This is a genomic window from Shinella sp. (assembly GCF_049651085.1).
In the GTDB taxonomy this organism is placed as follows: domain Bacteria; phylum Pseudomonadota; class Alphaproteobacteria; order Rhizobiales; family Rhizobiaceae; genus Shinella.
On record NZ_JBASBL010000021.1, the window covers coordinates 206,477 to 231,909 of the forward strand.

General features: G+C 63.7%; 24 protein-coding genes and 1 pseudogene. 13 read left to right on the forward strand and 12 right to left on the reverse strand.

The features are described from left to right. Positions 1-15 precede the first annotated feature (15 nt). The 3 genes from purS to WA950_RS13540 all read left to right on the forward strand — a co-directional run bounded on the left by purS (position 16) and on the right by WA950_RS13540 (position 1,566). Entirely contained in the window at positions 16-258 is a 243-nt protein-coding gene (purS, locus tag WA950_RS13530; protein ID WP_424552216.1) for a phosphoribosylformylglycinamidine synthase subunit PurS, read from the forward strand. 196 nt (positions 259-454) lie between these two features. Further along, positions 455-1,126 (forward strand): phosphoribosylformylglycinamidine synthase subunit PurQ, encoded by a 672-nt coding sequence (gene purQ / locus WA950_RS13535; protein WP_424552217.1) that lies wholly within the window; start codon positions 455-457, stop codon positions 1,124-1,126. Between the two features lie 47 nt (positions 1,127-1,173). Then, positions 1,174-1,566, forward strand: a complete 393-nt coding sequence (locus tag WA950_RS13540; RefSeq protein ID WP_424552218.1) for a hypothetical protein — start codon at positions 1,174-1,176, stop codon at positions 1,564-1,566. A gap of 11 nt (positions 1,567-1,577) precedes the next feature. On the opposite strand, the gene WA950_RS13545 is transcribed toward WA950_RS13540, so the two are convergent. Further along, positions 1,578-1,793, reverse strand: coding sequence for a DUF1127 domain-containing protein (locus tag WA950_RS13545; RefSeq protein ID WP_424552219.1), 216 nt, complete (start codon positions 1,791-1,793; stop codon positions 1,578-1,580). 93 nt (positions 1,794-1,886) lie between these two features. On the opposite strand from WA950_RS13545, the gene WA950_RS13550 reads away from it, so the two are divergent. From WA950_RS13550 to WA950_RS13575, 6 genes are all read left to right on the forward strand, one after another. Then, entirely contained in the window at positions 1,887-3,305 is a 1,419-nt protein-coding gene (locus WA950_RS13550; protein WP_424552220.1) for a PLP-dependent aminotransferase family protein, read from the forward strand. Between the two features lie 102 nt (positions 3,306-3,407). Further along, positions 3,408-5,645, forward strand: a complete 2,238-nt coding sequence (gene purL / locus WA950_RS13555; protein WP_424552221.1) for a phosphoribosylformylglycinamidine synthase subunit PurL — start codon at positions 3,408-3,410, stop codon at positions 5,643-5,645. A 17-nt stretch (positions 5,646-5,662) separates the two neighbouring features. Beyond that, positions 5,663-5,896, forward strand: coding sequence for a BolA/IbaG family iron-sulfur metabolism protein (locus WA950_RS13560; protein ID WP_424552222.1), 234 nt, complete (start codon positions 5,663-5,665; stop codon positions 5,894-5,896). Positions 5,897-5,902: 6 nt separating this feature from the next. Continuing rightward, positions 5,903-6,160, forward strand: coding sequence for a hypothetical protein (locus WA950_RS13565; protein WP_424552223.1), 258 nt, complete (start codon positions 5,903-5,905; stop codon positions 6,158-6,160). A 161-nt stretch (positions 6,161-6,321) separates the two neighbouring features. After that, the gene (gene grxD / locus WA950_RS13570) at positions 6,322-6,657 is read left to right on the forward strand and encodes a Grx4 family monothiol glutaredoxin (RefSeq protein ID WP_424552224.1); all 336 of its coding nucleotides are present in this window, start codon (positions 6,322-6,324) and stop codon (positions 6,655-6,657) included. 126 nt (positions 6,658-6,783) lie between these two features. Beyond that, entirely contained in the window at positions 6,784-7,989 is a 1,206-nt protein-coding gene (locus WA950_RS13575) for a multidrug effflux MFS transporter (protein WP_424552405.1), read from the forward strand. 76 nt (positions 7,990-8,065) lie between these two features. Here the strand turns inward: WA950_RS13575 and WA950_RS13580 are convergent, their stop codons facing one another. From WA950_RS13580 to WA950_RS13615, 8 genes are all read right to left on the reverse strand, one after another. Then, positions 8,066-8,887, reverse strand: coding sequence for an inositol monophosphatase family protein (locus WA950_RS13580; protein WP_424552225.1), 822 nt, complete (start codon positions 8,885-8,887; stop codon positions 8,066-8,068). After that, positions 8,874-9,743, reverse strand: coding sequence for a tRNA 2-thiocytidine(32) synthetase TtcA (gene ttcA / locus WA950_RS13585; RefSeq protein ID WP_424552226.1), 870 nt, complete (start codon positions 9,741-9,743; stop codon positions 8,874-8,876). The genes WA950_RS13580 and ttcA overlap by 14 nt, the downstream gene beginning before the upstream one ends. 31 nt (positions 9,744-9,774) lie before the next feature. After that, positions 9,775-10,704, reverse strand: coding sequence for a glutaminase (locus tag WA950_RS13590; RefSeq protein ID WP_424552227.1), 930 nt, complete (start codon positions 10,702-10,704; stop codon positions 9,775-9,777). A gap of 109 nt (positions 10,705-10,813) precedes the next feature. Next, the gene (gene rpsD / locus WA950_RS13595) at positions 10,814-11,431 is read right to left on the reverse strand and encodes a 30S ribosomal protein S4 (protein ID WP_424552228.1); all 618 of its coding nucleotides are present in this window, start codon (positions 11,429-11,431) and stop codon (positions 10,814-10,816) included. A gap of 222 nt (positions 11,432-11,653) precedes the next feature. Continuing rightward, the gene (locus tag WA950_RS13600; protein WP_424552229.1) at positions 11,654-13,165 is read right to left on the reverse strand and encodes a helicase HerA domain-containing protein; all 1,512 of its coding nucleotides are present in this window, start codon (positions 13,163-13,165) and stop codon (positions 11,654-11,656) included. Positions 13,166-13,283: 118 nt separating this feature from the next. Further along, positions 13,284-14,045: a glutamate racemase gene (gene murI, locus WA950_RS13605; protein ID WP_424552406.1), complete on the reverse strand. Its 762-nt coding sequence runs from the start codon at positions 14,043-14,045 to the stop codon at positions 13,284-13,286. Positions 14,046-14,109: 64 nt separating this feature from the next. After that, positions 14,110-14,943, reverse strand: coding sequence for an RNA methyltransferase (locus WA950_RS13610; protein ID WP_424552230.1), 834 nt, complete (start codon positions 14,941-14,943; stop codon positions 14,110-14,112). Positions 14,944-15,011: 68 nt separating this feature from the next. Next, positions 15,012-15,587 carry a hypothetical protein gene (locus WA950_RS13615; RefSeq protein WP_424552231.1) on the reverse strand — a complete coding sequence of 192 codons (576 nt, stop codon included), beginning with the start codon at positions 15,585-15,587 and terminating at the stop codon, positions 15,012-15,014. A 216-nt stretch (positions 15,588-15,803) separates the two neighbouring features. On the opposite strand from WA950_RS13615, the gene WA950_RS13620 reads away from it, so the two are divergent. Both WA950_RS13620 and WA950_RS13625 read left to right on the forward strand, forming a co-directional pair. Next, positions 15,804-17,018 carry an NADP-dependent isocitrate dehydrogenase gene (locus WA950_RS13620; protein WP_424552232.1) on the forward strand — a complete coding sequence of 405 codons (1,215 nt, stop codon included), beginning with the start codon at positions 15,804-15,806 and terminating at the stop codon, positions 17,016-17,018. A gap of 117 nt (positions 17,019-17,135) precedes the next feature. Beyond that, a pseudogene (locus tag WA950_RS13625) lies at positions 17,136-17,772 on the forward strand (glutathione S-transferase family protein). 105 nt (positions 17,773-17,877) lie between these two features. Here the strand turns inward: WA950_RS13625 and WA950_RS13630 are convergent. The 3 genes from WA950_RS13630 to recA all read right to left on the reverse strand — a co-directional run bounded on the left by WA950_RS13630 (position 17,878) and on the right by recA (position 23,279). Continuing rightward, positions 17,878-19,104: a GGDEF domain-containing protein gene (locus WA950_RS13630; protein ID WP_424552233.1), complete on the reverse strand. Its 1,227-nt coding sequence runs from the start codon at positions 19,102-19,104 to the stop codon at positions 17,878-17,880. Between the two features lie 112 nt (positions 19,105-19,216). Further along, entirely contained in the window at positions 19,217-21,877 is a 2,661-nt protein-coding gene (alaS, locus tag WA950_RS13635; protein WP_424552234.1) for an alanine--tRNA ligase, read from the reverse strand. A gap of 313 nt (positions 21,878-22,190) precedes the next feature. Continuing rightward, on the reverse strand, positions 22,191-23,279 hold the full coding sequence (recA, locus tag WA950_RS13640; RefSeq protein ID WP_424552235.1) for a recombinase RecA: 1,089 nt from the start codon (positions 23,277-23,279) through the stop codon (positions 22,191-22,193). Between the two features lie 233 nt (positions 23,280-23,512). On the opposite strand from recA, the gene WA950_RS13645 reads away from it, so the two are divergent. Both WA950_RS13645 and WA950_RS13650 read left to right on the forward strand, forming a co-directional pair. Continuing rightward, positions 23,513-24,460 (forward strand): carbohydrate kinase family protein, encoded by a 948-nt coding sequence (locus WA950_RS13645; RefSeq protein ID WP_424552236.1) that lies wholly within the window; start codon positions 23,513-23,515, stop codon positions 24,458-24,460. A 34-nt stretch (positions 24,461-24,494) separates the two neighbouring features. After that, positions 24,495-25,421, forward strand: coding sequence for a pseudouridine-5'-phosphate glycosidase (locus WA950_RS13650; protein WP_424552237.1), 927 nt, complete (start codon positions 24,495-24,497; stop codon positions 25,419-25,421). Positions 25,422-25,433 lie beyond the last annotated feature (12 nt).

Genomic DNA, 25,433 nt, shown 5'->3' on the forward strand with positions numbered 1-25,433 from the left:
TTTAAAGAGGAAGACATGATCAAGGCACGCGTAACGGTTACGCTCAAGAACGGCGTTCTCGACCCGCAGGGCAAGGCAATCGAAGGCGCCCTCGGCAGCCTCGGCTTCGACGGCGTCGGCCAGGTCCGCCAGGGCAAAGTCTTCGACCTCGAAATCCAGACCGCCGACCGCAGCCAGGCCGAAGCCGACCTCAAGGCCATGTGCGACAAGCTGTTGGCCAACACGGTAATCGAGAACTACACTATCGCTCTCGCCTGACGGCTGAGTGGATAGTCCATGACCGGCCGGTCGCAGGAACTGATGTACGAACGCCTGAAGAAAATTCAGGCCGATACAAACAGTTGAAGCAGGGTCGGTCCGAAATACGCGCGCTGCGAAGAACGCCTCGACCGTATCGAAAACCGCCTCGAAATGCGTGAACGCGCCGAGGCCCAGGCAAGGTTTGAAACACCAAATGAAGTCCGCCGTCGTCCAACTTCCCGGCCTCAACCGCGACCGCGACATGATCGCGGCCCTGACCAAGATTTCCGGCCAGGCGCCGGTGACCGTCTGGCAGACCGAAACGGACCTGCCGGATGTCGACCTGATCGTCATTCCGGGCGGCTTCTCCTATGGCGACTACCTGCGCTGCGGTGCAATCGCCGCCCGCATGCCCGTCATGCAGGCGATCAAGGCGAAGGCGGAAGCCGGCGTGAAGGTTCTGGGCGTGTGCAACGGCTTCCAGATTCTGCTCGAAGCCGGCCTTCTGCCGGGCGCGCTGATGCGCAACGCCTCGCTGAAATTCGTCTGCCGCGAAGTGAAGCTGGAAGTCGCCAATGCCGAGACCGACTTCACCCGGGCCTATGACAAGGGCCAGATCATCCGCTGCCCCGTCGCCCACCACGACGGCAACTTCTTTGCCGACGCCGAGACGCTTGCCGCGATCGAAGGCAACGGCCAGGTCGTCTTCCGTTATGCTGAGGGCACCAACCCGAACGGCTCGATCAACGACATTGCGGGCGTGATCAACGCCAGGGGCAATGTGCTTGGCCTGATGCCGCATCCGGAAAACCTCATCGAAGCCGCTCATGGCGGTTCGGATGGCCGCGGTCTGTTCGCCTCGGTGCTCGACGTAATCGCTGCTTAACCCAGCCTTGTTATCAAGGGCGCGTGACCGCCACCGAAAGGCTTTTCATGCGCCCTCTTCTTTCCGCCAAGCTCCTTCTGCCGCTGGCACTCGCCGCGGCTCTGGCCGGTTGCCAGACGAAGACACCCGCACCGAAGGCCAATAGCGGCGCATTGCCCACCATGGAACGCATCGCGCTCGGCGCAAACAGCTGCTGGTTCAAGTCGGGCGATCCGGCCTTCAAGGCCTACCGCCTCGCACCGGAACTGAATTCCTTCTCCGGCCGGCCGCGCATTCTCGTCGTGCATCGCAATTCCCCGGAATCCCGTCCGCTGCTCGTCGTGCAGGCCGAAGGCAGCCCGGCGAAGCTCGATGCCTTCGGGCCGCTGATGGGCGAAGCCGTTGGCGGGCGCATCACGACCGACGTCAGACGCTGGGCCGCCGGCGGCAAGGGTTGCTGAGCGTTTTCATCTCAATCCCAGTAGAATGACCTTCCGGTTTCCTGCCGCGCCTCGCTGCGGCTGATGCCGATATCGAGAAGCTGGTCATCCGTCAGCTCCAATAGTTGGTAGCGTGTGCGCCGCTTGAGAGCCCAGGCGCGATAGGCATGCCATGCGCGACGAAACAGCGTGCGTGGTGTGCGATGGCTCGTCACAGCGTCATCGGCGAATATTGTATCAATTGTCATTGTATTCCTCCTGAAATGCCACTGGGAGTGTGACAATCGGTGCATTCAGGGAATAATTGACTCTATAAACGGTGCAATATAAGAATTGGCACCATGACAAATTGGCTCCCCGATCTTCAGGCCTCCGACGGGCCGCTCTACGTCCGCATTGCCGACCAGATCGAGCAGGCGATCAATACGGGTGCGCTTGCCGTAGGCAGCAAACTGCCGCCGCAGCGCAATCTCGCCTATGATGTGGGCGTGACGATCGGCACGATCAGCCGGGCCTATACGATGGTCCGCGAACGTGGCCTCGTCAGCGGCGAGGTTGGCCGTGGCACGTATGTGCTCGGCTCGTCGAATGACGATGATCCCGCAGCGCTCGATCCGGTCAGCGCCAGGCTGGTCGGCACGCGCGCCGCCCATGCCCCGCCCGGCAAGCTGCGTTTCGATACGACGGCCGCGACCGATGTCGGCCAGGCGACGGCGATCACCGACATCCTCGCCGCCATCTGCAGCGAGCACCCCAACGAGATCGCCAGCTATACCCGCAATTTCCCGCAACACTGGCTGGAGGCAGGCCGCCAATGGCTGAAGCGCGGCGACTGGCAGCCGACCATCGAAAGCATCGTGCCGACGCTCGGCGCGCATGCGGCCGTCATCGCCGCCGTCTCGGTGATCACCTCGCCGGGCGACCGCATCGTCTTCGAGCACGTCACCTATTCGCAGGTGAGCCGCGGCACCACTCTCATCGGCCGCCAGACTGCCCTTGTCGAATCGGATGAGGACGGCGTCATCCCGGAGGATTTTGAGCGGGTCTGCATGCAGCAGCATCCCAAGCTCGCCTTCCTGATGCCAACGGCTCAGAACCCGACATTGTCGATCATGCCGGAGCAGCGGCGCAGGGCGATCGCCGCCATTGCCAAGCGGCACAATGTCTTCCTGATCGAGGACAATCTCTACGGCGGCACGATGGAGACCGGGATTCCCCTGCTTGCCGAAATCGCGCCAGAGCGCACCTTCCTCGTCGGTGGCCTGTCAAAGAGCGTCGCGGCCGGCGTGCGCGGCGGCTGGATCGCCTGCCCGCCGCACCTTGCCCAGCGCGTGCGCATCGCTCACAAGATGGTGAGCGGCGGCCTGCCCTTCCTTCTGGCGGAACTCGCCGCCCGGCTGGTCCTTTCGGGCACGGCCGAAGCAATCCGTGCAAAAGTCTCCGAAGAAGTCGGCCTTCGCGAAGCGCGGGCACGCGACATCCTTGCCGGGCTCGATTTCAATTCGCACCCGCGTGTGCCGTTCCTCTGGCTGAAACTGCCCGATCCATGGCTCTCCGGCACGTTCCGCCAGGCGGCCTTTGCCGAGGACATCCTCATAGACGACGAGGACGAGTTCAAAGCCGGCCGTTCGGAGAAGACCTTCTACCGGGTGCGCATCGGCCTTTCCTCGCCGGAAAGCCGCGAGGACGTCGTAACCGGCCTCACGAGGCTGCGCCGGCTGCTCGCACATGGCCCGACCGGCTATGACAGCCCGGCCTGAAGGCCCGTTCCCCTGTGGCTGGCGGTCATTTTCCTGTCGCACTGCACGGCAGCATAGGCTAAAGAGACGGCAATCCTGCCTTCCACGACAAGACGAGCGATGATGACTATTTCAAACACCCGCCCGATCACCCCTGAGCTGATTGCCGCCCACGGACTGAAGCCGGACGAATATGACCGCATCCTCTCGCTGATCGGCCGCGAGCCGACCTTCACCGAACTGGGCATCTTCTCGGCCATGTGGAACGAGCACTGCTCGTACAAGTCCTCCAAGCGCTGGCTGCGCACGCTGCCGACCAAGGGTCCGCGCGTCATCCAGGGTCCCGGCGAGAACGCCGGCGTGGTCGACATCGATGACGGCGACTGCGTCGTCTTCAAGATGGAGAGCCACAACCACCCGTCCTATATCGAGCCCTACCAGGGTGCGGCAACGGGCGTCGGCGGCATCCTGCGCGACGTCTTCACCATGGGCGCGCGCCCGGTCGCGGCGATGAACGCGCTGCGCTTCGGTTCGCCCGACCATCCGAAGACCCGCCACCTCGTCTCCGGCGTCGTCGCCGGGGTCGGCGGCTACGGCAATTCCTTCGGCGTGCCGACCGTCGGCGGCGAAGTCGAGTTCGACGAGCGCTACAACGGCAATATCCTCGTCAACGCCTTCGCGGCCGGCCTTGCGAAGTCCAACGCGATCTTCCTGTCCGAAGCCAAGGGCGTCGGCCTTCCGGTCGTCTATCTCGGCGCCAAGACGGGCCGTGACGGCGTCGGCGGCGCGACCATGGCGTCTGCCGAGTTCGACGAATCCATCGAGGAGAAGCGCCCGACCGTGCAGGTCGGCGACCCCTTCACCGAAAAGTGCCTGCTGGAAGCCTGCCTCGAACTGATGCAGACCGGCGCCGTCATCGCCATCCAGGACATGGGTGCGGCCGGCCTTACCTGTTCGGCCGTCGAAATGGGCGCCAAAGGTGACCTCGGCATCGAGCTGAACCTCGATCTCGTGCCGGTCCGCGAAGAGCAGATGACCGCCTACGAGATGATGCTGTCGGAAAGCCAGGAGCGCATGCTCATGGTTCTCGAGCCCTCCAAGGAAGAAGTCGCCAAGGCGATCTTCGTCAAGTGGGGCCTCGATTTCGCGATCGTCGGCTACACCACGGACGACCTGCGCTTCCGCATCCTGCATCAGGGCGAGGAAGTCGCGAACCTGCCGATCAAGCAGCTTGGCGACGAAGCGCCGGAATACGATCGCCCGTGGCGCGAGCCGGGCACGCCCTCGCCGCTGCCGGCCAATCTGGTGGCGGAGCCCGAAGATTACGGTCAGGCGCTGCTGACGCTCGTCGGCTCGCCGAACCAGTCGAGCCGCCGCTGGGTCTACGAACAGTACGATACGCTGATCCAGGGCAACTCGCTGCAGATCCCCGGCGGTGACGCCGGCGTGGTCCGCGTCGAGGGCCATGCCACCAAGGCGCTTGCCTTCTCTTCCGACGTGACGCCGCGCTATGTCGAGGCCGATCCGTTCGAGGGCGGCAAGCAGGCCGTTGCCGAATGCTGGCGCAACATCACCGCGACCGGCGCCGAACCGCTTGCCTCCACCGACAACCTGAACTTCGGCAACCCGGAAAAGCCGGAAATCATGGGCCAGTTCGTCAAGGCGGTCCAGGGCATCGGCGAAGCCTGCCGTGCGCTCGACTTCCCGATCGTTTCCGGCAACGTCTCGCTCTACAACGAGACGAACGGCATCGCGATCCTGCCGACCCCGACCATTGCCGGCGTCGGCCTCCTGCCCGACTGGTCCGTCATGGCCAAGATCGGCGGCGCGAAGGACGGCGACCACCTGCTCCTCATCGGCGCCGACGGCAGCCATCTTGGCCAGTCCGTCTATCTGCGCGACGTGCTCGGCATCGTCGACGGCCCGGCGCCGGAAGTCGATCTCCATGCGGAGCGCCGCAATGGCGACTTCGTGCGCTCGGCGATCCGCAACGGCCAGGTCACGGCTTGCCACGACATTTCCTCGGGCGGCCTCGCCGTCGCCCTTGCCGAAATGGCGATGTCGTCCGGCAAGGGCGCGAATGTCGATCTTTCCGAGGCGAACGGCCCGGCCCATGCGCTGCTCTTCGGTGAAGACCAGGCGCGCTACGTGGTTGCCGTGCCGGCCGATCTGGCAAACTTCATCTGCGCCAATGCGGAAGGTGCGGGCGTACCGTTCCGCCGCCTCGGCACGGTGAGCGGGGATACTTTGGTCGTGGACGGTTTGCTGTCGCTGCCGATTGAGCAATTGCGCCGCACCCATGAATCGTGGTTCCCTGACTATATGGATGGCAACGGCAACGCCGCTGCCGCCGCGGAATAGAATAGGGAGCAGTTCACATGGCTATGGCACCTGGCGACATCGAAGACATGATCAAATCCGGCATTCCCGGAGCAAAGGTGGTCATCCGCGATCTTGCCGGCGACGGGGACCACTACGCAGCAGAGGTCGTCGCCGAAGCCTTCCGAGGAAAGACCCGCGTCCAGCAGCACCAGATGGTCTACGATGCATTGAAGGGAAATATGGGCGGCGTACTGCACGCGCTCGCCCTTCAGACATCCATCCCGGATTGATCCGCAATGGCCGGCCTTCTCGATGAACTCATCTCCGGCGTGGTCGATTCAGCTCTCAAGGAAGTGCTGAAGAAGACGGGCGTGCGCAAGACCACCAAGCGCACGCGCCGCAGGACGACAACGCGCAAGAAGGCTTCCGGCGGAATCCTCGGCGACATCATCGAGGCTGCGCTGAAACCGGAGAAGAAGACGGTCAAGCGCACACGCAAACAGGTGAGCCGCCGGCGAACGGCGGCAAACCGAAGCAGCCAGCGCAGCCGATAGTCCTCGCGAGGACGCGGCGATCGCGCAACAGCCCTTAAATCGCAAGGTAGCCCCTTGCGTTTTTTCCCGACGCCTTCTGGCATTTGTCACACGAGGTTGTTATCTAGGGCGAACTGTTCATCGCATCGGCCCTTGAAGCCGATTTGCCAAGGAATATTGCAATGAGTGGCATCCACGATTTCATCGAAAACGAAGTGAAGACCAACGACGTCGTCCTCTTCCTGAAGGGCACGCCGGAATTCCCGCAGTGTGGGTTCTCCGGCCAAGTCGTGCAGATCCTCAATCATGTGGGTGTGGACTACAAGGGCATCGACGTGCTCGCCGACGCCGACATTCGCCAGGGCATCAAGGACTACTCCAACTGGCCGACCATCCCCCAGCTTTACGTGAAGGGTGAGTTCATCGGCGGTTGCGACATCGTGCGTGAAATGTTCCAGGCAGGCGAATTGCAGTCTCACCTTCAGGGACTTGGTATTTCCGTCAAGGGCGCGGCCTGACGCTTTGCGGTCTTCCCGACCGGCAAGCTTTTCAAAGGCGCCGCATAACAGCGGCGCCTTATCTCTTTTATGGATTTGATTGTTATGTCTGGACTTTCCCCCGAATCGGCCCAGCGCCTCAAAGGTATGGGCAAGATAGAATTCATTGCGCTCATGGCATTTTTGATGGCGCTCAATGCGCTCGCCATCGACATCATGCTGCCAGGTCTTCAGGAGATCGGCGCCAGCCTCGGCGTCGAGAACGAGAACCATCGGCAATATGTCATCTCTGCCTATCTGATCGGCTTTGCCATCGCGCAGCTGGCCTATGGCCCGGTCTCCGACCGGTTCGGCCGCCGCATCCCCATGTTCGTCGGGCTCGCGATCTACATCGTGTCCTCGCTGGCGGCCATTCTCGTGCCGAGCTTTGCCGCACTGCTGTTGCTGCGCTTCGTCCAGGGCATCGGCTCGGCCGCCATGCGCGTCATCACCGTCTCTATTGTCCGCGATATTTTCGGCGGGCGCGCGATGGCGGAGGTCATGTCGCTGATCATGATGGTGTTCATGGTCGTGCCCGTCATGGCGCCGGGCACGGGCCAGGTCGTTATGCTCTTCGGCGATTGGCACCTGATCTTCGTCTTCATGGCAGTCATGGCGGCCGCCATCTGGGCGTGGATGTATTTCCGCCTGCCCGAGACGCTGCATCCCGATGACGTGCGTCCCTTCACAGTGCGCTCGGTCCTTGCCGGCTTCCGCATCGTTCTGACGGACCGCGTGGCGCTCTGCTACACGCTGGCGAGCACGTTCATCTTCGGGGCGCTGTTCGGCTTCATCAATTCGGCGCAGCAGATCTATGTCGGCATCTATGGACTTGGCGTCTGGTTTTCGGTCGCCTTTGCCGGCGTCGCCGCCTTCATGGCGCTGTCGTCCTTCGTCAATGCCCGGCTCGTCGGCCGGTTCGGCATGCGGCGACTGTCGCATGGCGCACTGGTCGGCTTCCTTGCCGTCAACGCCCTTTGGCTGCTGCTGACGCTTGCCTGGCCGACGCACCTGCCGTTTCCGCTCTTCATCGTGCTGTTCGCAATCTCGATGTTCCAGTTCGGCTGGATCGGCTCGAACTTCAACTCGCTCGCCATGGAACCGCTCGGCCACGTCGCCGGCACAGCCTCCTCGGTGCTCGGCTTCATGGGCACGGCTGGCGGCACCATTATCGGCGCGATCATCGGCCAGTCGTTCAACGGCACGGCACTGCCGCTTGTCCTGGGCTTCTTCACCCTGTCGGTCATCGGCCTGATCTTCGTGCTGATAGCCGAGCGCGGCAAGCTCTTCCAGCCGCACAACAAGGCGGTCTGACGAAAGCCGCGATCCAAACGAAAGGCCCGGTTGCCATTGGCAGCCGGGCCTTTTTCTTTGGGGCGGGAAAGCCGCTTCAGTCGACGAAGACGTCGCGGCGCAGCAGCTCCCAGCTCTCCTGATCCGGTGCGAGCAGAAGGCCGCCGTCGACATGGTGCGGCAGGTAGGGTGAACCGTCGAAGCGGGCGGCATAGGCGCCGGCTTCCTGCGCAATCAGCGTACCGGCCAGATGATCCCAGGGCATCAGCTTGTTGTACATCAGGTAATGCACATGCCCGGCCGCGAAGGTGCGGTATTCGTGCGCAGCGCAGCGGTAGTTGGAAACGAATGCGACCTTGGCGAGGTTCGTCAGCACCCGGGCGCGACGCTCGCGATCGAGGAAGCCCGTGGAAGCCATGCCGGTCATGGCCTCCAGCGGTGCGGACCCGCGCGTCTTCAGGCGGGCGGCCGGGCGGTGATCGCCGGTCTGCCATGCGCCGCCGCCCTTTTCCGCCATCACGAAGTCGTCGCCCATCGGGTCGTAGATGATGCCGCCAATGGTCTTTCCGCCGGAAACGATCGCCGCCATGACGCCGAACAGCGGCACGCCGGCAGCGAAATTGAACGTACCGTCGATGGGATCGACGACGATGGCAAGGTCGGCATCGGCAAGCTTCGCCAGCAGCGCCGGATCGGCCGCAACCGATTCCTCGCCGACGAACAGCACATCCGGAAACTGCGCCGTCACCTCGCGCTTGATGAAGCGTTCGGCCGCCTCGTCGGCAGCCGTCACCAGATCGTTGGCATCGGCCTTGGTGCGGATGTCGCCTTTTGCGAGGGCGCGAAAGCGCGGGCGGATTTCGGCCTCGGCCGCCTGTGCAAGTATGAGGGCGAGGGCATTGATATCAATCGTCGTCATTGCGTCTTACCGTTTCGAGGGAGGAGAAATCGAACAGCTTCGGATCGAGAAGATGGGACGGATTGGTGTGACCGAGCGCCCGCAGCATGGCATCCTTGCGGCCCGGTATGCGCGTCTCGATATCGGCCAGCATCGCCTTCATCGCATTGCGCTGGAGGCCGTCCTGCGAGCCGCAGAGATCGCAGGGAATGATCGGGAACTTCATGGCGACGGCAAATTTCGCAAGGTCGTCCTCCGCCGCATAGGCAAGCGGACGCAGCACCATGAGATCGCCCTCGTCGTTGAGCAGCTTCGGCGGCATGGCGGCAAGCCGCCCACCGTGGAAGAAGTTCATGAAGAAGGTTTCGAGAATGTCCTCCCGGTGGTGGCCGAGCACCAGTGCATCGCAGCCCTCCTCCCGGGCGACACGATAGAGATTGCCGCGCCGCAGCCGCGAGCAGAGCGAGCAATAGGTCGCCCCCGACGGCACCTTCTCCTTCACGATGGAATAGGTGTCGCGATACTCGATCCTGTGGCGCACGCCGATCGACGCCAGATAATCCGGCAGGATGTGCTTGGGAAAGTTCGGCTGGCCCTGGTCGAGATTGCAGGCGACCAGTTCGACAGGCAGCAGGCCGCGCCATTGCAGGTCCATCAGCAGTGCCAGCAGGCCGTAGCTGTCCTTGCCGCCCGACAGGCCGACGAGCCAGCGCTTCTGGCCCTTCAGCATGGCGAAATCGTCCATCGCCTGCCGCACCTGCCGCAGCAGGCGCTTGCGCAACTTGTTGAACGAGACGCTGGAGGGCGCATCCGAAAAGAGCGGATGGCGGCCGTCATCCGGTGTGTCGTCGTCGGTCTCGGTAAATGCAAGGGTCATGCGCCTGCAATGCCCCGAACGGCCCGCACAATCAAGCCCCGAAGACGGACCAGCCGGTGCGCGCCGCCAGCATTTCCAGCGCCAGCGAACCGAGAAGCGAATTGCCGTTCTCGTTGAGGCCCGGCGACCAGACGGCGACCGACGCCTTTCCCGGCGCAACGGCGAGAATGCCGCCGCCGACACCGCTCTTGCCCGGCAGGCCGACGCGATAGGCAAAATCGCCCGAGCCGTCATAGTGGCCGCAGGTCAGCATCAGCGCATTGATGCGCCGCGCCCGCAGATGGGACACGACGCGATGGCCGGTGAGCGGATTGGTGCCGCTGTTGGCGAGGAACAGCCCGGCCCTTGCAAGCTGGCGGCAGCTCATCGCCAGGGCGCACTGATGGAAATAGACACCGAGCACCAGTTCGGCAGCGTGATCGAGCTTGCCGAAGGAGGCCATGAAATTGGCGAGCGCGGCATTGCGGAAGCCCGTTGCTTGCTCCGAGCGCGCCACGGCCTGGTCGATGATGATGTCTTCCTCGTCGGCCAGATAGCGCAGGAAGCGCACCACCTCGCCGATCGCTTCCTTCGGCGTATGTCCGGCAAGCACGAGGTCGGTGATGGCAATGGCGCCGGCATTGATGAAGGGATTGCGCGGAACGCCGCCCTCGTGCTCGAGCTGGACGATGGAGTTGAACGCCGAGCCGGACGGCTCGCGCCCGACCCGCTTCCAGATCGCCTCGCCGTGCTTGCCGAGGGCCAGCGTCAGCGTGAACACCTTGGAGATGCTCTGAATGGAGAAGGCCTCGTTCGCATCGCCTGCAAGATGCACCGCGCCATCCACCGTCACCACGGCCATGCCGAATTTCTGCGGATCGACATGCGCGAGCTGCGGAATGTAGTCGGCCACCCTTCCCTCGCCGCGCCGTGGCGACAGCGTCGCGTGGATCTCCTCGACGATGGCCTGCAAATCCGTCATGACCGCCTCATTTGTCCATGTGCCTTCCCGCTTCTGCGGAATCGCGCCCAAAGAAAAAGCCGCCAATTTCTTGGCGGCTTTTCCAAATTTCGCAAGGTGTCGCCCGCGATTAACGCGAGTAGAATTCGACGACCAGGTTCGGTTCCATGACGACCGCATAGGGAACGTCAGAAAGCGTCGGGATGCGAACGTAGGTGGCGACCATCTTGTTGTGGTCGACATCGATGTAGTCCGGAACGTCACGTTCTGCGAGCTGGACGGCTTCGAGAACCGAAACGAGCTGCTTGGACTTTTCCTTGACTTCGATGACGTCGCCCGGCTTGCAGCGGTAGGAACCGATGTTGACGCGGACGCCGTTGACCTTGACGTGGCCGTGGTTGACGAACTGACGAGCAGCAAACACGGTCGGCACGAACTTGGCGCGGTAGACGATGGCGTCCAGGCGCGATTCGAGCAGGCCGATCAGGTTTTCACCTGCGTCGCCCTTGCGGCGGTTGGCTTCTTCATAGATCGCGCGGAACTGCTTCTCGCGGATATCGCCGTAGTAGCCCTTCAGCTTCTGCTTGGCGCGCAGCTGCACACCGAAGTCCGAAAGCTTCGACTTGCGGCGCTGGCCGTGCTGGCCCGGGCCGTATTCGCGGCGGTTGACCGGGGACTTCGGACGGCCCCAGATGTTTTCGCCCATACGGCGGTCGATTTTGTACTTGGATGACGCGCGCTTGCTCATCGCATTTCCTTAAAGTCTGGTTGCACCGTTCCGTTGCCGGACCGGCTGAAGGAAACACGCCCTCCTCTGAACCCAATCTCGGGTTCCGACAGGTTTCTCACGATCGCGACCGGAGAATCCACGGGACATGTCAAATGAAACACCAGGCATCGCTGCCCGGCGTTGGCGGCGTAGTCGTACATTTTTACAATTTTGTCAACGAACAAAGTCCGGAAAAACCGCCTATTCCGCCGCATCACGGTGGGAATCGGTCAGGTCCGGCCCATTGGCATCGCCCGGCAGCGTCTCGCAGTTGAGATCGGGAAAGGCGACGATTCGGTGCCCGGCCAGATCGCTGTGCACGACGACAAGCCCCTGCTCCTCGAAATAGCCGAGCAGCCGGCGGGCGCGGCGGGCGGAATGGGTGCCGTAGGCGCGGGCGATCATCGCGTCCGACGGGCAGACGAGCCCGCGCACGGCGGCCTGCGCGACGAGGAGGAAGACACCCTGCAGATCCTCGGTCACGTTGCGCGACAGGTCGAGAGCCGTCGCCCAGATGTCCGTCGCCGCCGTCTCGGTATCGACCCCGGACCGGGCGACCGCCATCTTTCGGCGGAAGGCGGGAAGCGACAGTGGCGCGCCGGGCACGCGGCGAATGCGGCAGCGCACGAGGAAATCCTGGAACAGTTCGGCATCCGGCCGGAAGGCGGCGCCGGGATTGTCGAGGATTTCGGCAAGCACCTGATCGAGCAGGCCTTCGCGCTCTTCGGCCGAGATTTCCGGCGCGGGCGCCCTCGCCTCGCTCTGCACCGGCTCGGGCCGGGCACGCGAGAGTTCGGCAAGAATGTCGGTGGTCGGGCGCGGCGCGGGCGGCGCGCGGCGCACGAGCGGGCGCGTAAATTCCTCCGGGTCGGGCGTGAAGATCAGGTCTTCCACGTCCTGCGGCGCATCCGGCAACGGCATCAGCTTGGGGCTGGTCGAACGGGCAGAGGTCTCGACGGCGCCGATGGTCACCGGCAGCGGACGGCGCGACAGCGCCGGGCCGAGCGCAACGAAGGAGCCACGCGGCAGATCGCGGAACATTTCCGCCTGCCGACGGTCGAGGCCGAGAAGATCGGCGGCGCGCGCCATATCGATATCGAGGAAGGTGCGGCCCATCAGGAAGTTGGAGGCTTCGGCCGCCACGTTCTTGGCAAGTTTTGCAAGGCGCTGCGTGGCGATGACACCGGCAAGGCCGCGTTTTCGGCCACGGCACATCAGGTTCGTCATCGCGCCGAGCGAGAGTTTTCGCGCCTCTTCAGAAACCTCCCCGCTCACCGCAGGCGCGAACAGCTGCGCCTCGTCGACGACCACCAGTACAGGATACCAGTAGTCGCGATCCGCATCGAACATCGCATTGAGGAAAATGCCGGCCGCGCGCATCTGCTCGTCGGCCTCAAGGCCTTCCAGCGAGAGAACGCAGGAAACGCGGTGCTGGCGGATACGGTTGGCGATGCCGACGAGTTCGGCCTCCGTGCGCTCGCCGTCGACGACCACATGGCCGTACCGGTCGGAGAGCGTGACGAAGTCGCCTTCGGGGTCGATGATGACCTGCTGCACCCATGGCGCGGACTGTTCGAGCAGACGCCGCAGAAGATGCGATTTCCCCGAACCCGAATTGCCCTGCACAAGGAGGCGCGTCGCCAGCAGTTCCTCGATATCGAGCTTGGCCGGTGCGCCGCCCTGCACCGTTCCCATGTCGATGCCGACCTTCATTGCGTTCCTCGTTCCTGAAAAATGCGATTCGCCCGGTCGCCGCCGGGCAACCTGGGAGCCCTAACACGAATTCGGCCGGCGTCACGCCCGGCTTTTGAAAAACCCACAGGGAAAGCCACTAGACGACACGCAGCCCGAACCCCTGCATCAGCCGGCGCGTGGCGAAATCCGGCGTGCCGGAGGTGAAAATGGCGATGTCCTCGCCGGGGGCGACGCTCTCAAGCGGCGGCACGAGGCGGCGGGCCTGGCGGGAGATCGCTTCGGCAGGATCGAGCCAATCGACCGGCCAGGGTGCGAGCTTGCGGAAAAGGTTCGCCATGAAGGGGTAGTGGGTGCAGGCGAGCACGACGATATCCGTCTTGCGGCCCATCTCGTCGACGAAGCACGGGATGATTTCGGCGCGCACGGCCTCGTCGCTGAGCGTCTCGCCGCGGATATAGGCCTCGGCCATGCGCGCGAGGTTTTCCGAGCCGACAAGGCGGACATCGCAGCGGCTGGCGAAGGACTGGATAAGGTCATGCGTATAGGCGCGCTTGACCGTGCCGGGCGTCGCCAGCACAGAGACCTGGCCGGAGCGCGTGCGCTCGGCGGCCGGCTTGATGGCCGGAACCGTGCCGACGAAGGGCATATGGGGAAAGGCAGCGCGCAAATCGCTGCCAACCAGCGTGAAGGCCGTGTTGCAGGCAATCACGCAGATTTCCGGATCGTGCTCGCCGAGCAGCTTTTCAAAGAGGTCGATGACATGCGCCTTCAGTGCGGGCTCTTCCCAGCCGCCATAGGGAAAACCGGCATCATCGGCCACATAGGTGAAATGCCGCTCGGGCATCAGCACGCGGGCCTCGCGCAACACAGTAAGACCGCCGATGCCGCTGTCGAACATCAGGATGGGCTTGGCGCCCGGCTCCGCAGCCGAAAAACCGGTTCCCGCGTCTTCTGGAGATAACCTATTCGTCGTCACGGGGCACCTTGGGCCAGCGGTTGCGGGTGCGGTTCGGGTTGGCCGCGCCGCGCGGCGATTCCCGCGTGAAGCGATCGAGGCAGGACACGATGCCGCGCAGGACCTGAATCTCCGTGCCGGTGAAGGAAGGACGCGTCAGGATGGCGCGCAGGTTCTCCACCAGTTTTGGCTTTTTTTCGGCGGGCCGGAAATAACCGCGCGCATCCAGCGTCTCTTCCACATGATCGAAGAGCCCCTGCAACTCTTCCTTCTGGGCCGGGCGCTGGGCAAGCGCGCCGAACGGCGTGCTCGCCTCGGAGACAAGCCCGCTCTTCATCCATTCATAGCTCATCAGAAGCACGGCCTGCGCGAGGTTCAGCGAGGCGAAGGCAGGATTGACCGGGAAGGTCACCAGCTCGTCGGCCAGCGCAATCTCCTCATTGGTAAGGCCCGTGCGCTCGCGCCCGAAGAGGATGCCCGTCTTCTGCTCCGCCCGAAAACGGGCGCGCAGGTCGTTTGCCGCCACGACCGGCGAGCGGACTTCCTTGTAGCCGTACCGGTCGCGCGCCGTCGTCGCATAGACGAATTCGAGATCCGCGATGGCCGCCTCCAGCGAGGGATAGACCTTTGCCGCCTCGATGACGTGATCGGCCTTGCTGGCTGCGGAAATCGCCTTTTCGCTCGGCCAGCCATCCCGCGGATTGACGAGGCGCAGTTCCGCCAGCCCGAAATTCGCCATGGCGCGCGCCACCATGCCGATATTTTCACCGAGTTGCGGATGAACGAGGATGATCGCCGGTCCTTCGGCGATCAGCGTGCGTTCGCTGTTCGTGCCTGCCATGCCCATATGTCCCTAGAAAGATGGGGTCTCACTGGCACAATCGGCCGGAAATGAAAAGTGCGGCAGCGCTATTCGGGGCTCTGCGTGTTGCCGCCTGCCCCCTCCTTTGCACCATATTCCGCCAGTTCGACCAATTCCTTCTTCAGCGACGCACCCTCTTCGAAACTCGGGCGGTCGATATCGTCGATGACGGCGCGGCCCCCCTCCTCGATCAGCTTGAAGACGAGTTTTTCCGGCTGCCAGTCCGGCGCGCGCTCGCCGAAGCAGGAGCTGTTGTCGAACGTTACGGTCACCTCTTCGCCCCCGTTTGCCGGCTGCCCCTCGGTGGTCGTCACGTCTTTCAGCGCGCAGCCGTCCTGCCCGCCGGTGATCGGATCATAGCCGAAGGGCGAACCGCCGTCGTCATAGGCCGGGTACTTCGCCGCCGCCCGGTACTTCGCGACGAAATCCCTGCTGTAGAGGCGCTTCAGGAAATCCTCGCTGAAATAGTCGGTATAGGGCGGCGTGGCGTCGCTGTCGGCGCCCAGGTCCTGCCAGTTGCTGGTCGCAGCGGCCATGATTTCCGCCACCGGCGCCTTGAAATCGGCAGCCTGAACGGAAACGGGAAGCAGAAAGGCAAGCGCAACGAAACCGACACGCGACATGATAGTCTCCACTGGATGGCGGCAGATCCGGACGGATCTGCGAGCGAACGTTCCTGAAACGGAATTCCGGCGAAACTTATTGCGGTCGCGAACGAAAATAAACCGCCTCAGCCAATGGTTGGCTTTGCCTTCCCGGCCTTGAATGCTATAGGGCCAATCGGTTCTTTCAAGTCCACGATCCGGGGCGTTCAGCCCCTACAAAACACGAGGCTCCCCATGGCAAAGATCAAGGTCGCCAACCCCGTCGTCGAACTCGACGGCGACGAGATGACGCGCATCATCTGGCAGTTCATCAAGGATAAGCTGATCCATCCTTACCTGGACCTCGACCTCGAATACTACGACCTCGGCATGGAAAACCGCGACGCCACCAACGACCAGGTGACGATCGACGCGGCCAACGCCATCAAGAAGCACGGCGTCGGCGTCAAGTGCGCCACCATCACGCCGGACGAAGCCCGCGTCGAGGAATTCAAGCTGAAGAAGATGTGGAAGTCGCCGAACGGCACGATCCGCAACATCCTCGGCGGCGTCATCTTCCGCGAGCCGATCATCTGCAAGAACGTGCCGCGCCTCGTTCCGGGCTGGACCAAGCCGATCATCGTCGGCCGCCACGCCTTCGGCGACCAGTACCGCGCCACCGACTTCAAGTTCCCCGGCAAGGGCAAGCTGACGATGAAGTTCGTCGGCGAAGACGGCAAGGAAATCGAATACGACGTCTTCGACGCACCGTCCGCCGGTGTCGCCATGGGCATGTACAACCTCGACGATTCGATCACCGAATTCGCCAGGGCCTCGTTCAACTACGGCCTGCAGCGCCAGGTGCCGGTCTACCTGTCGACCAAGAACACCATCCTCAAGGTCTATGACGGCCGCTTCAAGGACATCTTCCAGCAGGTCTTCGACGCCGAATTCGCCGAGAAGTTCAAGGAAGCCAAGCTCTGGTACGAACACCGCCTGATCGACGACATGGTCGCTTCGGCGCTCAAGTGGTCCGGCGGCTACGTCTGGGCGTGCAAGAACTACGACGGCGACGTGCAGTCCGATATCGTGGCCCAGGGCTTCGGCTCGCTCGGCCTGATGACCTCGGTCCTGATGACGCCGGATGGCAAGACCGTCGAAGCGGAAGCTGCCCATGGCACGGTGACGCGCCACTACCGCCAGCACCAGAAGGGCGAGGAAACCTCGACCAACTCGATCGCCTCGATCTTCGCCTGGACGCGTGGCCTCGCCCACCGCGCCAAGCTCGACGAAAACGCGGAACTGGCACGGTTCTCCGAGACGCTGGAACGCGTCTGCGTCGACACCGTCGAAGCCGGCTTCATGACCAAGGACCTCGCGCTCCTCATCGGTCCCGACCAGCCGTGGCTCTCCACGACCGGCTTCCTCGACAAGATCGACGAGAACCTCAAGAAGGCCATGGCCGCCTGAGCCTGCCAGCCTGATCATCGAAAGCCCGGCCTTCGCGCCGGGCTTTTTGTTTGCGCCCCCTTGCGGCAATGACGGCGCGCCTTATCTACCCTCCCGCGCTATCCACAGGAGGACAGCATGGCCGAGGATCTCGTTTTCTATGCCAACCCGATGTCGCGGGCGCGCATCGCCCGCTGGATGCTGGAGGAAGTCGGCGCGCCCTACAGCACGCAATGGCTGACCTTCGACGGTTCGATGAAATCGCCCGAATTCCTGGCCATCAACCCGATGGGCAAGGTGCCGGCCATCCGCCACGGCAAGACCGTCGTCACGGAAGCTGCCGCGATCTGCGCCTATCTGGCCGATGCATTCCCTGAAGCCGGCCTCGCGCCGCCGACCGACAGGCGCGGCGACTATTACCGCTGGCTCTTCTTCACGGCCGGGCCGCTGGAAATGGCTGTCGCTCAAGGCCTTCGGCTTCGATGTTCCAAAGGAACGCGAACGCAGCATCGGCTGCGGCAGCTACGGCTCGGTGATGGACGCCCTGTCCTACGCCGTGACGCGCTACCCTTATCTCACCGGCGAGACCTTCACCGCCGCCGACGTCTATGTCGGCGCCCATATCAGCTGGGGCATGCAATTCGGCACGCTCGAGCCGCGGGTGGAATTCAAGGCCTACTGGGACCGCCTCAAGGACCGGCCGGCATGCAAGCGGGCGACCGCCATCGACGACGAGGAAATGCACCGCCAGCTTCAGGCGGCGAAGGCCGACTGAGGTGCCATGACCGGTATGGCGCGGCGCACCGGCGTTCTCGCGATGGCCAGGTCACGCGCGCGAGACCAATACCCTCCCGGTAAACAACGCCCTACGGCCCGTTCGCTAACCGGCGATGGCCGCGCTGGCCGGAGCCGGCATGCGCATGCGTCCGGCGACGTCAGTGAGGCCCGCCGAAGGCGTTGCCCGGAGGACGCGGTTGCGGCCGGATTCCTTCGCGGCATACAGCGCCCTGTCGGCGGCCGAATGCAGCCGGTCGAAATCCGTACCGAAGGTGGCAACGTCGGCAAGGCCGATGCTGACCGAGATGCCGATATCGTGCCCTTCCGTGGGAACGCTCATGGCTGCGACCTCGCGGCGAAGCAGCTCCGCAAAAACTTCCGCCCGGTCGATATCGTGCCGCGGCGCAAAGAGCGCAAACTCTTCGCCGCCAAAGCGGCAGAACAGCATGCCCTCCTCCAGCCAGGACGATACCCGCGCTGAAAACCGTATCAGCACGGCATCACCCGCCAGATGGCCATGGGTGTCGTTGATCGACTTGAAGTGGTCGAGATCGAAGATCATCAGCGTGCCTTCGTTCCCGGCAGCAAGGTGGGTGCGCATATCATCGAGGAACGAGCCGCGATTGGCCATGCCCGTCAGCGAATCGGTGCGCGAGGCCTTGCGATAGCGTGCCTCGCTGCGCTCCTTGATGAGCACGAGCATGGCGACGGCAGCAAGGATCGTATGGGCGAACAGCTCCAGCGAGAATAGCGCGAACCACGCCGAATAGGCCGTGCCGTTCTCCATCGGGGCGGGCGAAACGACCGCCATCGGCACGCGAAGGAAATAGATGACGCCATGCGTCATGAAGAAGATGGCAGCGATGGAACGGGTCGGCAGCCGCTCGCCAAGACGTCCGCGCCAGATGTCGAGCCCGATCCAGATGGAATAGCCGGAGATGATCAGCGAGGTCAGGATGATCCGGTTGTTGACGTCCTCGGCCACGGGACGCAGGCCGAAATAGGCGGCGCTCCACAGGAGTGGGCCGGCCAGTACGACAAGCAGATGGATGGGACGGCGATCGAAAGCCCGAAAGCCCGCCCACATCAGGGCATAGCCGAGCGCGGCAAGCGCATTGCCGAGGCCGATGGTAACGACGGGAATTCCTAACGGGCGCAACGTGAACAGCAGCGTGCAGAGCGAGCCGACCCACATGGAAAGGCACCAGTATCCGGCTGCCGTTTGGCGCCGGTCGGTCAGCCAGACCTGCAACATGAAAATCCCGACGACCGTGGTCGACAGAAAGGTGCAGATCATCAAGGTAGATATGCTGACGATGTCTTCGATCACAACCGGTACTCCGCGCGCGCGAATGCTAGGCGGAAACCTTGAAGACTTTGCAAACGAAACGGCGGGCACAAGCCCGCCGTTCGTATCGATCCAGAATGGCGAGACGTCCCGCTCAGCCGGCGATTGTCGCGGCAACCGCCTCGATTGCATCGGCCGCCTTCGCGCCATCCGGGCCACCGGCCTGTGCCATGTCGGGACGACCGCCGCCGCCCTTGCCGCCGAGCGCTTCGGAGGCGCGGCGCACGAGATCGACCGCACTGAAGCGGCCGGTCAGGTCGTCCGTTACGGCGACCACCGCGCTCGCCTTGCCATCGGCGGAAACGCCGACGAAGGTGACGACGCCGGAACCGAGGCTCTTCTTGCCCTCGTCCGCCAGGCTCTTCAGGTCCTTCGGCTCGACGCCAGTGACGACCTTGCCGAGATACTTGATCCCCGCAACATCGCGCACGCCGTCATCGCCGCCGGCCGAACCGCCGGAAAGCGCCAGCTTCTTCTTGGCTTCGGTCAGTTCGCGCTCCAGCTTGCGGCGTTCATCGACCAGCGCCTCGACGCGCGAAAGCACTTCGCCCGGCTGCACCTTCAGCGTCGTGGCAAGCGTCTTCACGCGCTCGTCCTGCTCGGCAAGATAGGCGCGGGCCGCCTCGCCCGTCAGCGCTTCGAGCCGGCGCACGCCAGAGCCGACGGCGCTTTCCGAAACGATGCGCACGAGGCCGATCTCACCTGTAGCCGCGACATGCGTGCCGCCGCACAGTTCGACCGAATAAGGCCGGTTCGACTTCGCGCCGCGCACGCCGGTGCCCATGGAGACCACGCGCACCTCATCGCCGTACTTCTCGCCGAAGAGCGCCATGGCGCCCTCCGCAATCGCGTCATCCACCGTCATCAGGCGCGTGGTGACCGGCGAATTCTGCACGATGATCTCGTTCGCCATGTCCTCGATGACGCGCAGTTCCTCTGCCGACATGGGCTTTTGATGCGAGACGTCGAAGCGCAGACGCTCCGGCGCGACCAGCGAGCCCTTCTGCGCCACATGGGTGCCGAGAACCTCACGCAGCGCCTCGTGCAGCAGGTGCGTTGCCGAATGGTTGGCGCGCAGGCGCGCGCGGCGGGCGTGATCGACCGTCAGCGCCACGGCGTCGCCGACATTGAGCGTGCCTTCGGCAACGACCGCGCTATGGACGAAGACGCCTTCGCCCTTCTTCTGGGTTTCGGTCACCGTCAGGCGGGCCGTATCCGTCGTGATCGTGCCGGTATCGCCCATCTGGCCGCCGGATTCGCCGTAGAACGGCGTCTGGTTCACCACGATCTGCACCGTCTCGCCGGCCTTCGCGCTATCGGTGACCTTGCCTTCGCGCACGATCGCCTGGACGACGCCTTCGGCCGTCTCCGTGTCGTAGCCGAGAAATTCCGTCGCGCCGAACTTTTCACGCAGCTCGAACCAGACCGTTTCCGTGGCGGCCTCGCCGGAGCCGGCCCAATGGGCACGCGCTTCCGCCTTCTGGCGATCCATCGCATCGGTAAACCCGGAAAGATCGACGCCGATGCCGCGGCCGCGCAGCGCGTCCTGTGTCAGGTCGAGCGGGAAGCCGTAGGTGTCGTAGAGCTTGAAGGCAGTCTCGCCGTCGAGCGTATCGCCCTTGTGCAGCGTGGACGTCGCGTCGGAAAGCAGGTTGAGGCCGCGCTCCAGCGTGGTGCGGAAGCGGGTTTCCTCAAGCTTCAGCGTCTCGGAGATCAGCGCTTCGGCGCGCTGCAGTTCCGGATAGGCGCGGCCCATTTCGCTGACGAGCGTCGGCAGCAGCCTCCACATCAGCGGATCACGTGCGCCGAGCAGCTGCGCGTGGCGCATGGCGCGGCGCATGATGCGGCGAAGCACATAACCGCGGCCGTCTTTCGCCGGCAGCACGCCGTCGGCGATCAGGAAGGCGGAGGAGCGCAGGTGATCGGCGATGACGCGGTGGCTGGCGCGCGCGTCACCTTCCGCCGGAACGCCGGTGGCCTCGACGGACGCGTCGATCAGCGCGCGGAACAGGTCGATGTCATAGTTGTCGTGCTTGCCCTGGAGCAGCGCGGCGACGCGCTCGAGCCCCATGCCGGTATCGATCGACGGACGCGGCAGGTCGACGCGCTCTTCCTTCGTGATCTGCTCGAACTGCATGAAGACGAGGTTCCAGATCTCGATGAACCGATCGCCATCCTCATCCGGCGAGCCGGGAGGGCCGCCCCAGATATGATCGCCATGGTCGTAGAAGATCTCGGAACAGGGGCCGCAGGGGCCGGTATCGCCCATCGCCCAGAAATTGTCGCTGGTTGCGATGCGGATGATGCGGTCGTCGGACAGACCGGCAATCTTCTTCCACAGGTCGAAGGCCTGGTCGTCCGTGTGGTAGACGGTGACAAGCAGGCGGTTCTTGTCGATGCCGAATTCCTTGGTGATCAGGTTCCAGGCAAGCTCGATCGCGCGCTCCTTGAAGTAGTCGCCGAAGGAGAAGTTGCCGAGCATCTCGAAGAAGGTGTGATGGCGCGCGGTATAGCCGACATTGTCGAGGTCGTTGTGCTTGCCGCCGGCGCGCACGCATTTCTGCGAGGAGACCGCCGTGGAATAGGGTCGCGATTCAAGCCCGGTGAAGACGTTCTTGAACTGCACCATGCCGGCATTGGTGAACATCAGTGTCGGATCGTTGCGCGGAACGAGCGGACTGGACGGCACGACCTCGTGGCCTTCTCCGCGGAAATAGTCGAGGAAAGTCGACCGGATTTCATTCACGCCGCTCATATCGCGTCCTTCATATCTGCACTGTCTGCGCCGGAAGACGGCGCAACACCCACCCAATTGTCACTGCAACGACGCGAAAACGCCCCGCCGGCCGGAGCACACGCCCGGAAAGCCGTCCGGCCATCCATCCCGCGAATTCCGTCGAACTGCACGCACCATCCGAAAGCCTTGCGGAAAGGCCGCAAACCCCGAGGCGCGCGCGAGAACTCAAGGCTTTTATCGCCCGTCTTGCCCCCTGTCCAGACGTCAAAAAACCGGCCTTTCACGAAGAAGAGGCCGGTTCTTGACGTTTTCAGGATGCGTTGCGCGGCGATTACATTTCCGCAGCGTCGTCGGCGTCATTCGGGTCCGGGCCGCCATTCTCAAGGAAGCGGTCGGCGATGAGGCCGGCATTCTGGCGCAGCGACGTCTCGATCTCGCGTGCAAGATCCGGATTGTCGCGCAGGAACGTCTTGGCGTTCTCGCGGCCCTGGCCAAGGCGCTGGCTGTTATAGGAGAACCAGGAACCCGACTTCTCGACGATGCCGGCCTTGACGCCGAGGTCGATGAGTTCGCCCGTCTTGGAGACGCCTTCGCCATACATGATGTCGAATTCGACCTGCTTGAAGGGAGGCGCCATCTTGTTCTTGACGACCTTGACGCGCGTCTGGTTGCCGATCACCTCGTCGCGCTCCTTGACCGCGCCGATGCGGCGGATGTCGAGGCGGACCGAGGCGTAGAATTTCAGCGCGTTACCGCCGGTCGTGACTTCCGGCGAACCGTAGACGACGCCGATCTTCATGCGGATCTGGTTGATGAAGATCACCATCGTGTTGGACTTGGAGATCGAAGCCGTCAGCTTGCGCAGCGCCTGGCTCATCAGGCGGGCCTGGAGGCCCGGCAGGCTTTCGCCCATCTCACCCTCGATTTCGGCGCGCGGCGTAAGCGCGGCGACCGAATCGACGACGAGAACGTCGATCGCGCCGGAGCGCACCAGCGTGTCGGTGATTTCCAGCGCCTGCTCGCCGGTATCGGGCTGGGAGATCAGCAGGTTCTCAAGATCGACGCCGAGCTTGCGGGCATAGACCGGGTCAAGCGCGTGTTCGGCGTCGACAAAGGCGCAGATGCCGCCTTTTTTCTGGCTTTCCGCAATCGTCTGCAGCGCCAGCGTCGTCTTGCCCGAGCTTTCCGGGCCGTAGATCTCGACGATGCGGCCCTTCGGCAGGCCGCCGATGCCAAGCGCGACGTCGAGGCTGAGCGACCCTGTCGAAACCGTCTCGGTCTCGATGATGCTGTCCTTGCCGCCGAGCTTCATGATGGAGCCCTTGCCGAACGAGCGCTCGATCTGGGAGAGAGCCGCTTCGAGTGCCTTGCTTTTATCCACTGTTTTATCCTCTACGAGCCGCAAAGTGTTCTGTGCCATTTTGTCCACCTTTAGGTTATTGAAGCAAGACAGGCAACGAAGCCGCCGATGAAAGCTATGTACACATTTTGTTCTCTTTTCGCAAGACACATTCATCCATTTGAATATTTTTGTGAATCTAGCGTGTGTTCTATTTTTGTTTCAGGTGGATAGGCGCGGTGCCGCAACAGGACAAACCCTATGGCCGGAGCTGGCTGGAACGGCCGAATCGGCGATGGGCGTGAAGGATGACGATGACGGACAGGACAATACTGGTGATGGGCGGCGCCCATGTGGACAGACGCGGACGCATCGCCGGCGAAACGGCGCCGGGCGCAAGCAATCCGGGCGCCTGGTTCGTGGAAGCGGGCGGCGGCGCGTTCAATGCGGCGCGCAATCTTTCAAGGCTCGGCCACCGGGTACGGCTCGTCTCGCCGCGCGGCGGCGATGCGGACGGCGATATCGTCGCTGCGGCCGCGGCGGCGGCGGGCGTCGAGGACACGCCCTTCATCTTCCTCGACCGCGCGACGCCGAGCTATACGGCGATCATCGAACGGGATGGAAATCTCGTCATCGCGCTCGCCGACATGGAGCTTTACCGCCTGTTTTCGCCGCGACGCATCCAGCAGCGCGCAATGCGCGAGGCGATAGCAGCGGCCGCCGTCATCCTGGCCGATGCGAACCTGCCGGCCGAAACGCTCGCGGCGATGTGCGACGCGGCGCAGGGCGCAGGCGTGCCGATAGCAGGCATCGCCATCTCTCCGGCGAAGGTCGGACGCTTCCAGAACTGCCTCCCGGCCCTCTCGTTCCTCTTCATGAACGAGGCGGAAGCGCGCACGCTGACGGGCGCGGACCCGGAAAACGCAGCTGGCTGGCCCCTCGCCCTGCGCGCCGCCGGCCTTTCCGCCGGCGTGGTGACGCGCGGCGGCAAAGGCGTCATCGCGTTTGACGAAACCCGTGCGGTCCTTGTCGCTCCGCCGGAAATTCCGGCGCTCGGCGATGTCACCGGTGCGGGCGATTCGCTTGCCTCCGGCTTTCTCAGCGCCTGGATGGGCGGCGCGGATATCGGACAGGCGCTGCGCCATGGCGTGGCCGCCGCGACAATTACCGTGCGCTCGCCTCTGGCCGCGGCTGAAGAAATGTCGCAGGCAGCCCTTGCGGCCGCACTTTCTCTTGTGCCGGAGGCCGAATGGGTGGCATGAGACTTCTTTGCCCAAAATCCCGCAAGGATACGCCATGACCAGATCCGTCTCCCCCCTCCTGCCGATGAAATACTCGGACGAAGTTGCCGCCGCCAAGGCGCGTGGCGCGCCGATCGTCGCACTGGAATCGACGATCATCACGCATGGCATGCCCTTTCCGGGAAATCTCGACATGGCGCGCAGCGTCGAGCGCATCATTCGCGAGGAAGGCGCCGTTCCGGCGACCATCGCCGTCATCGACGGCGTGCTGCATATCGGCCTCGAGGAGGCTGAACTCGAAGCACTTTCGAAGACCGAAGGTGCGATGAAGGTCTCACGCGCCGACCTCGCCTTCGCCATTGCCGAGCGCCGCACGGGCGCGACCACGGTCGCCGCGACGATGATCGGCGCGGCCCGCGCCGGCATCAAGGTTTTCGCGACCGGCGGTATCGGCGGCGTGCACCGTGGCGCGGAAGAGACGTTCGACATTTCCGCCGACCTTGAGGAACTGGCGCGTACCGGCGTCATCGTCATCTGCGCCGGCGCAAAGGCCATCCTCGACATCCCGAAAACGCTGGAAGTGCTGGAAACCCGTGGTGTGCCGGTCGTGACCTATGACAGCCCGGTTTTCCCGGCCTTCTGGTCGCGCGATTCCGGCCTGAAAAGCCCGCTGACGCTCAACAGCCCGGCAGCCATCGCAAACTTCCAGACGGTGCGCGACCAGCTCGGCGTCGACGGCGGCATGCTGATCGCCAATCCCGTACCGGAAGCCGATGAAATTCCCCGCGAGGAAATGGAAATCTACATCGCCCGCGCTATCGACAATGCCGAGCGCGACGAGATCTCCGGCAAGGACGTCACGCCGTACCTGCTCGACAACCTCTTCCACCTGACGGACGGCCGCAGCCTGAAGACGAATATCGCGCTTGTCGAAAACAACGCGCGGCTTGCGGCAGAGATTGCCGTTGCGATGGCCGACTGAACGATAGCGGCG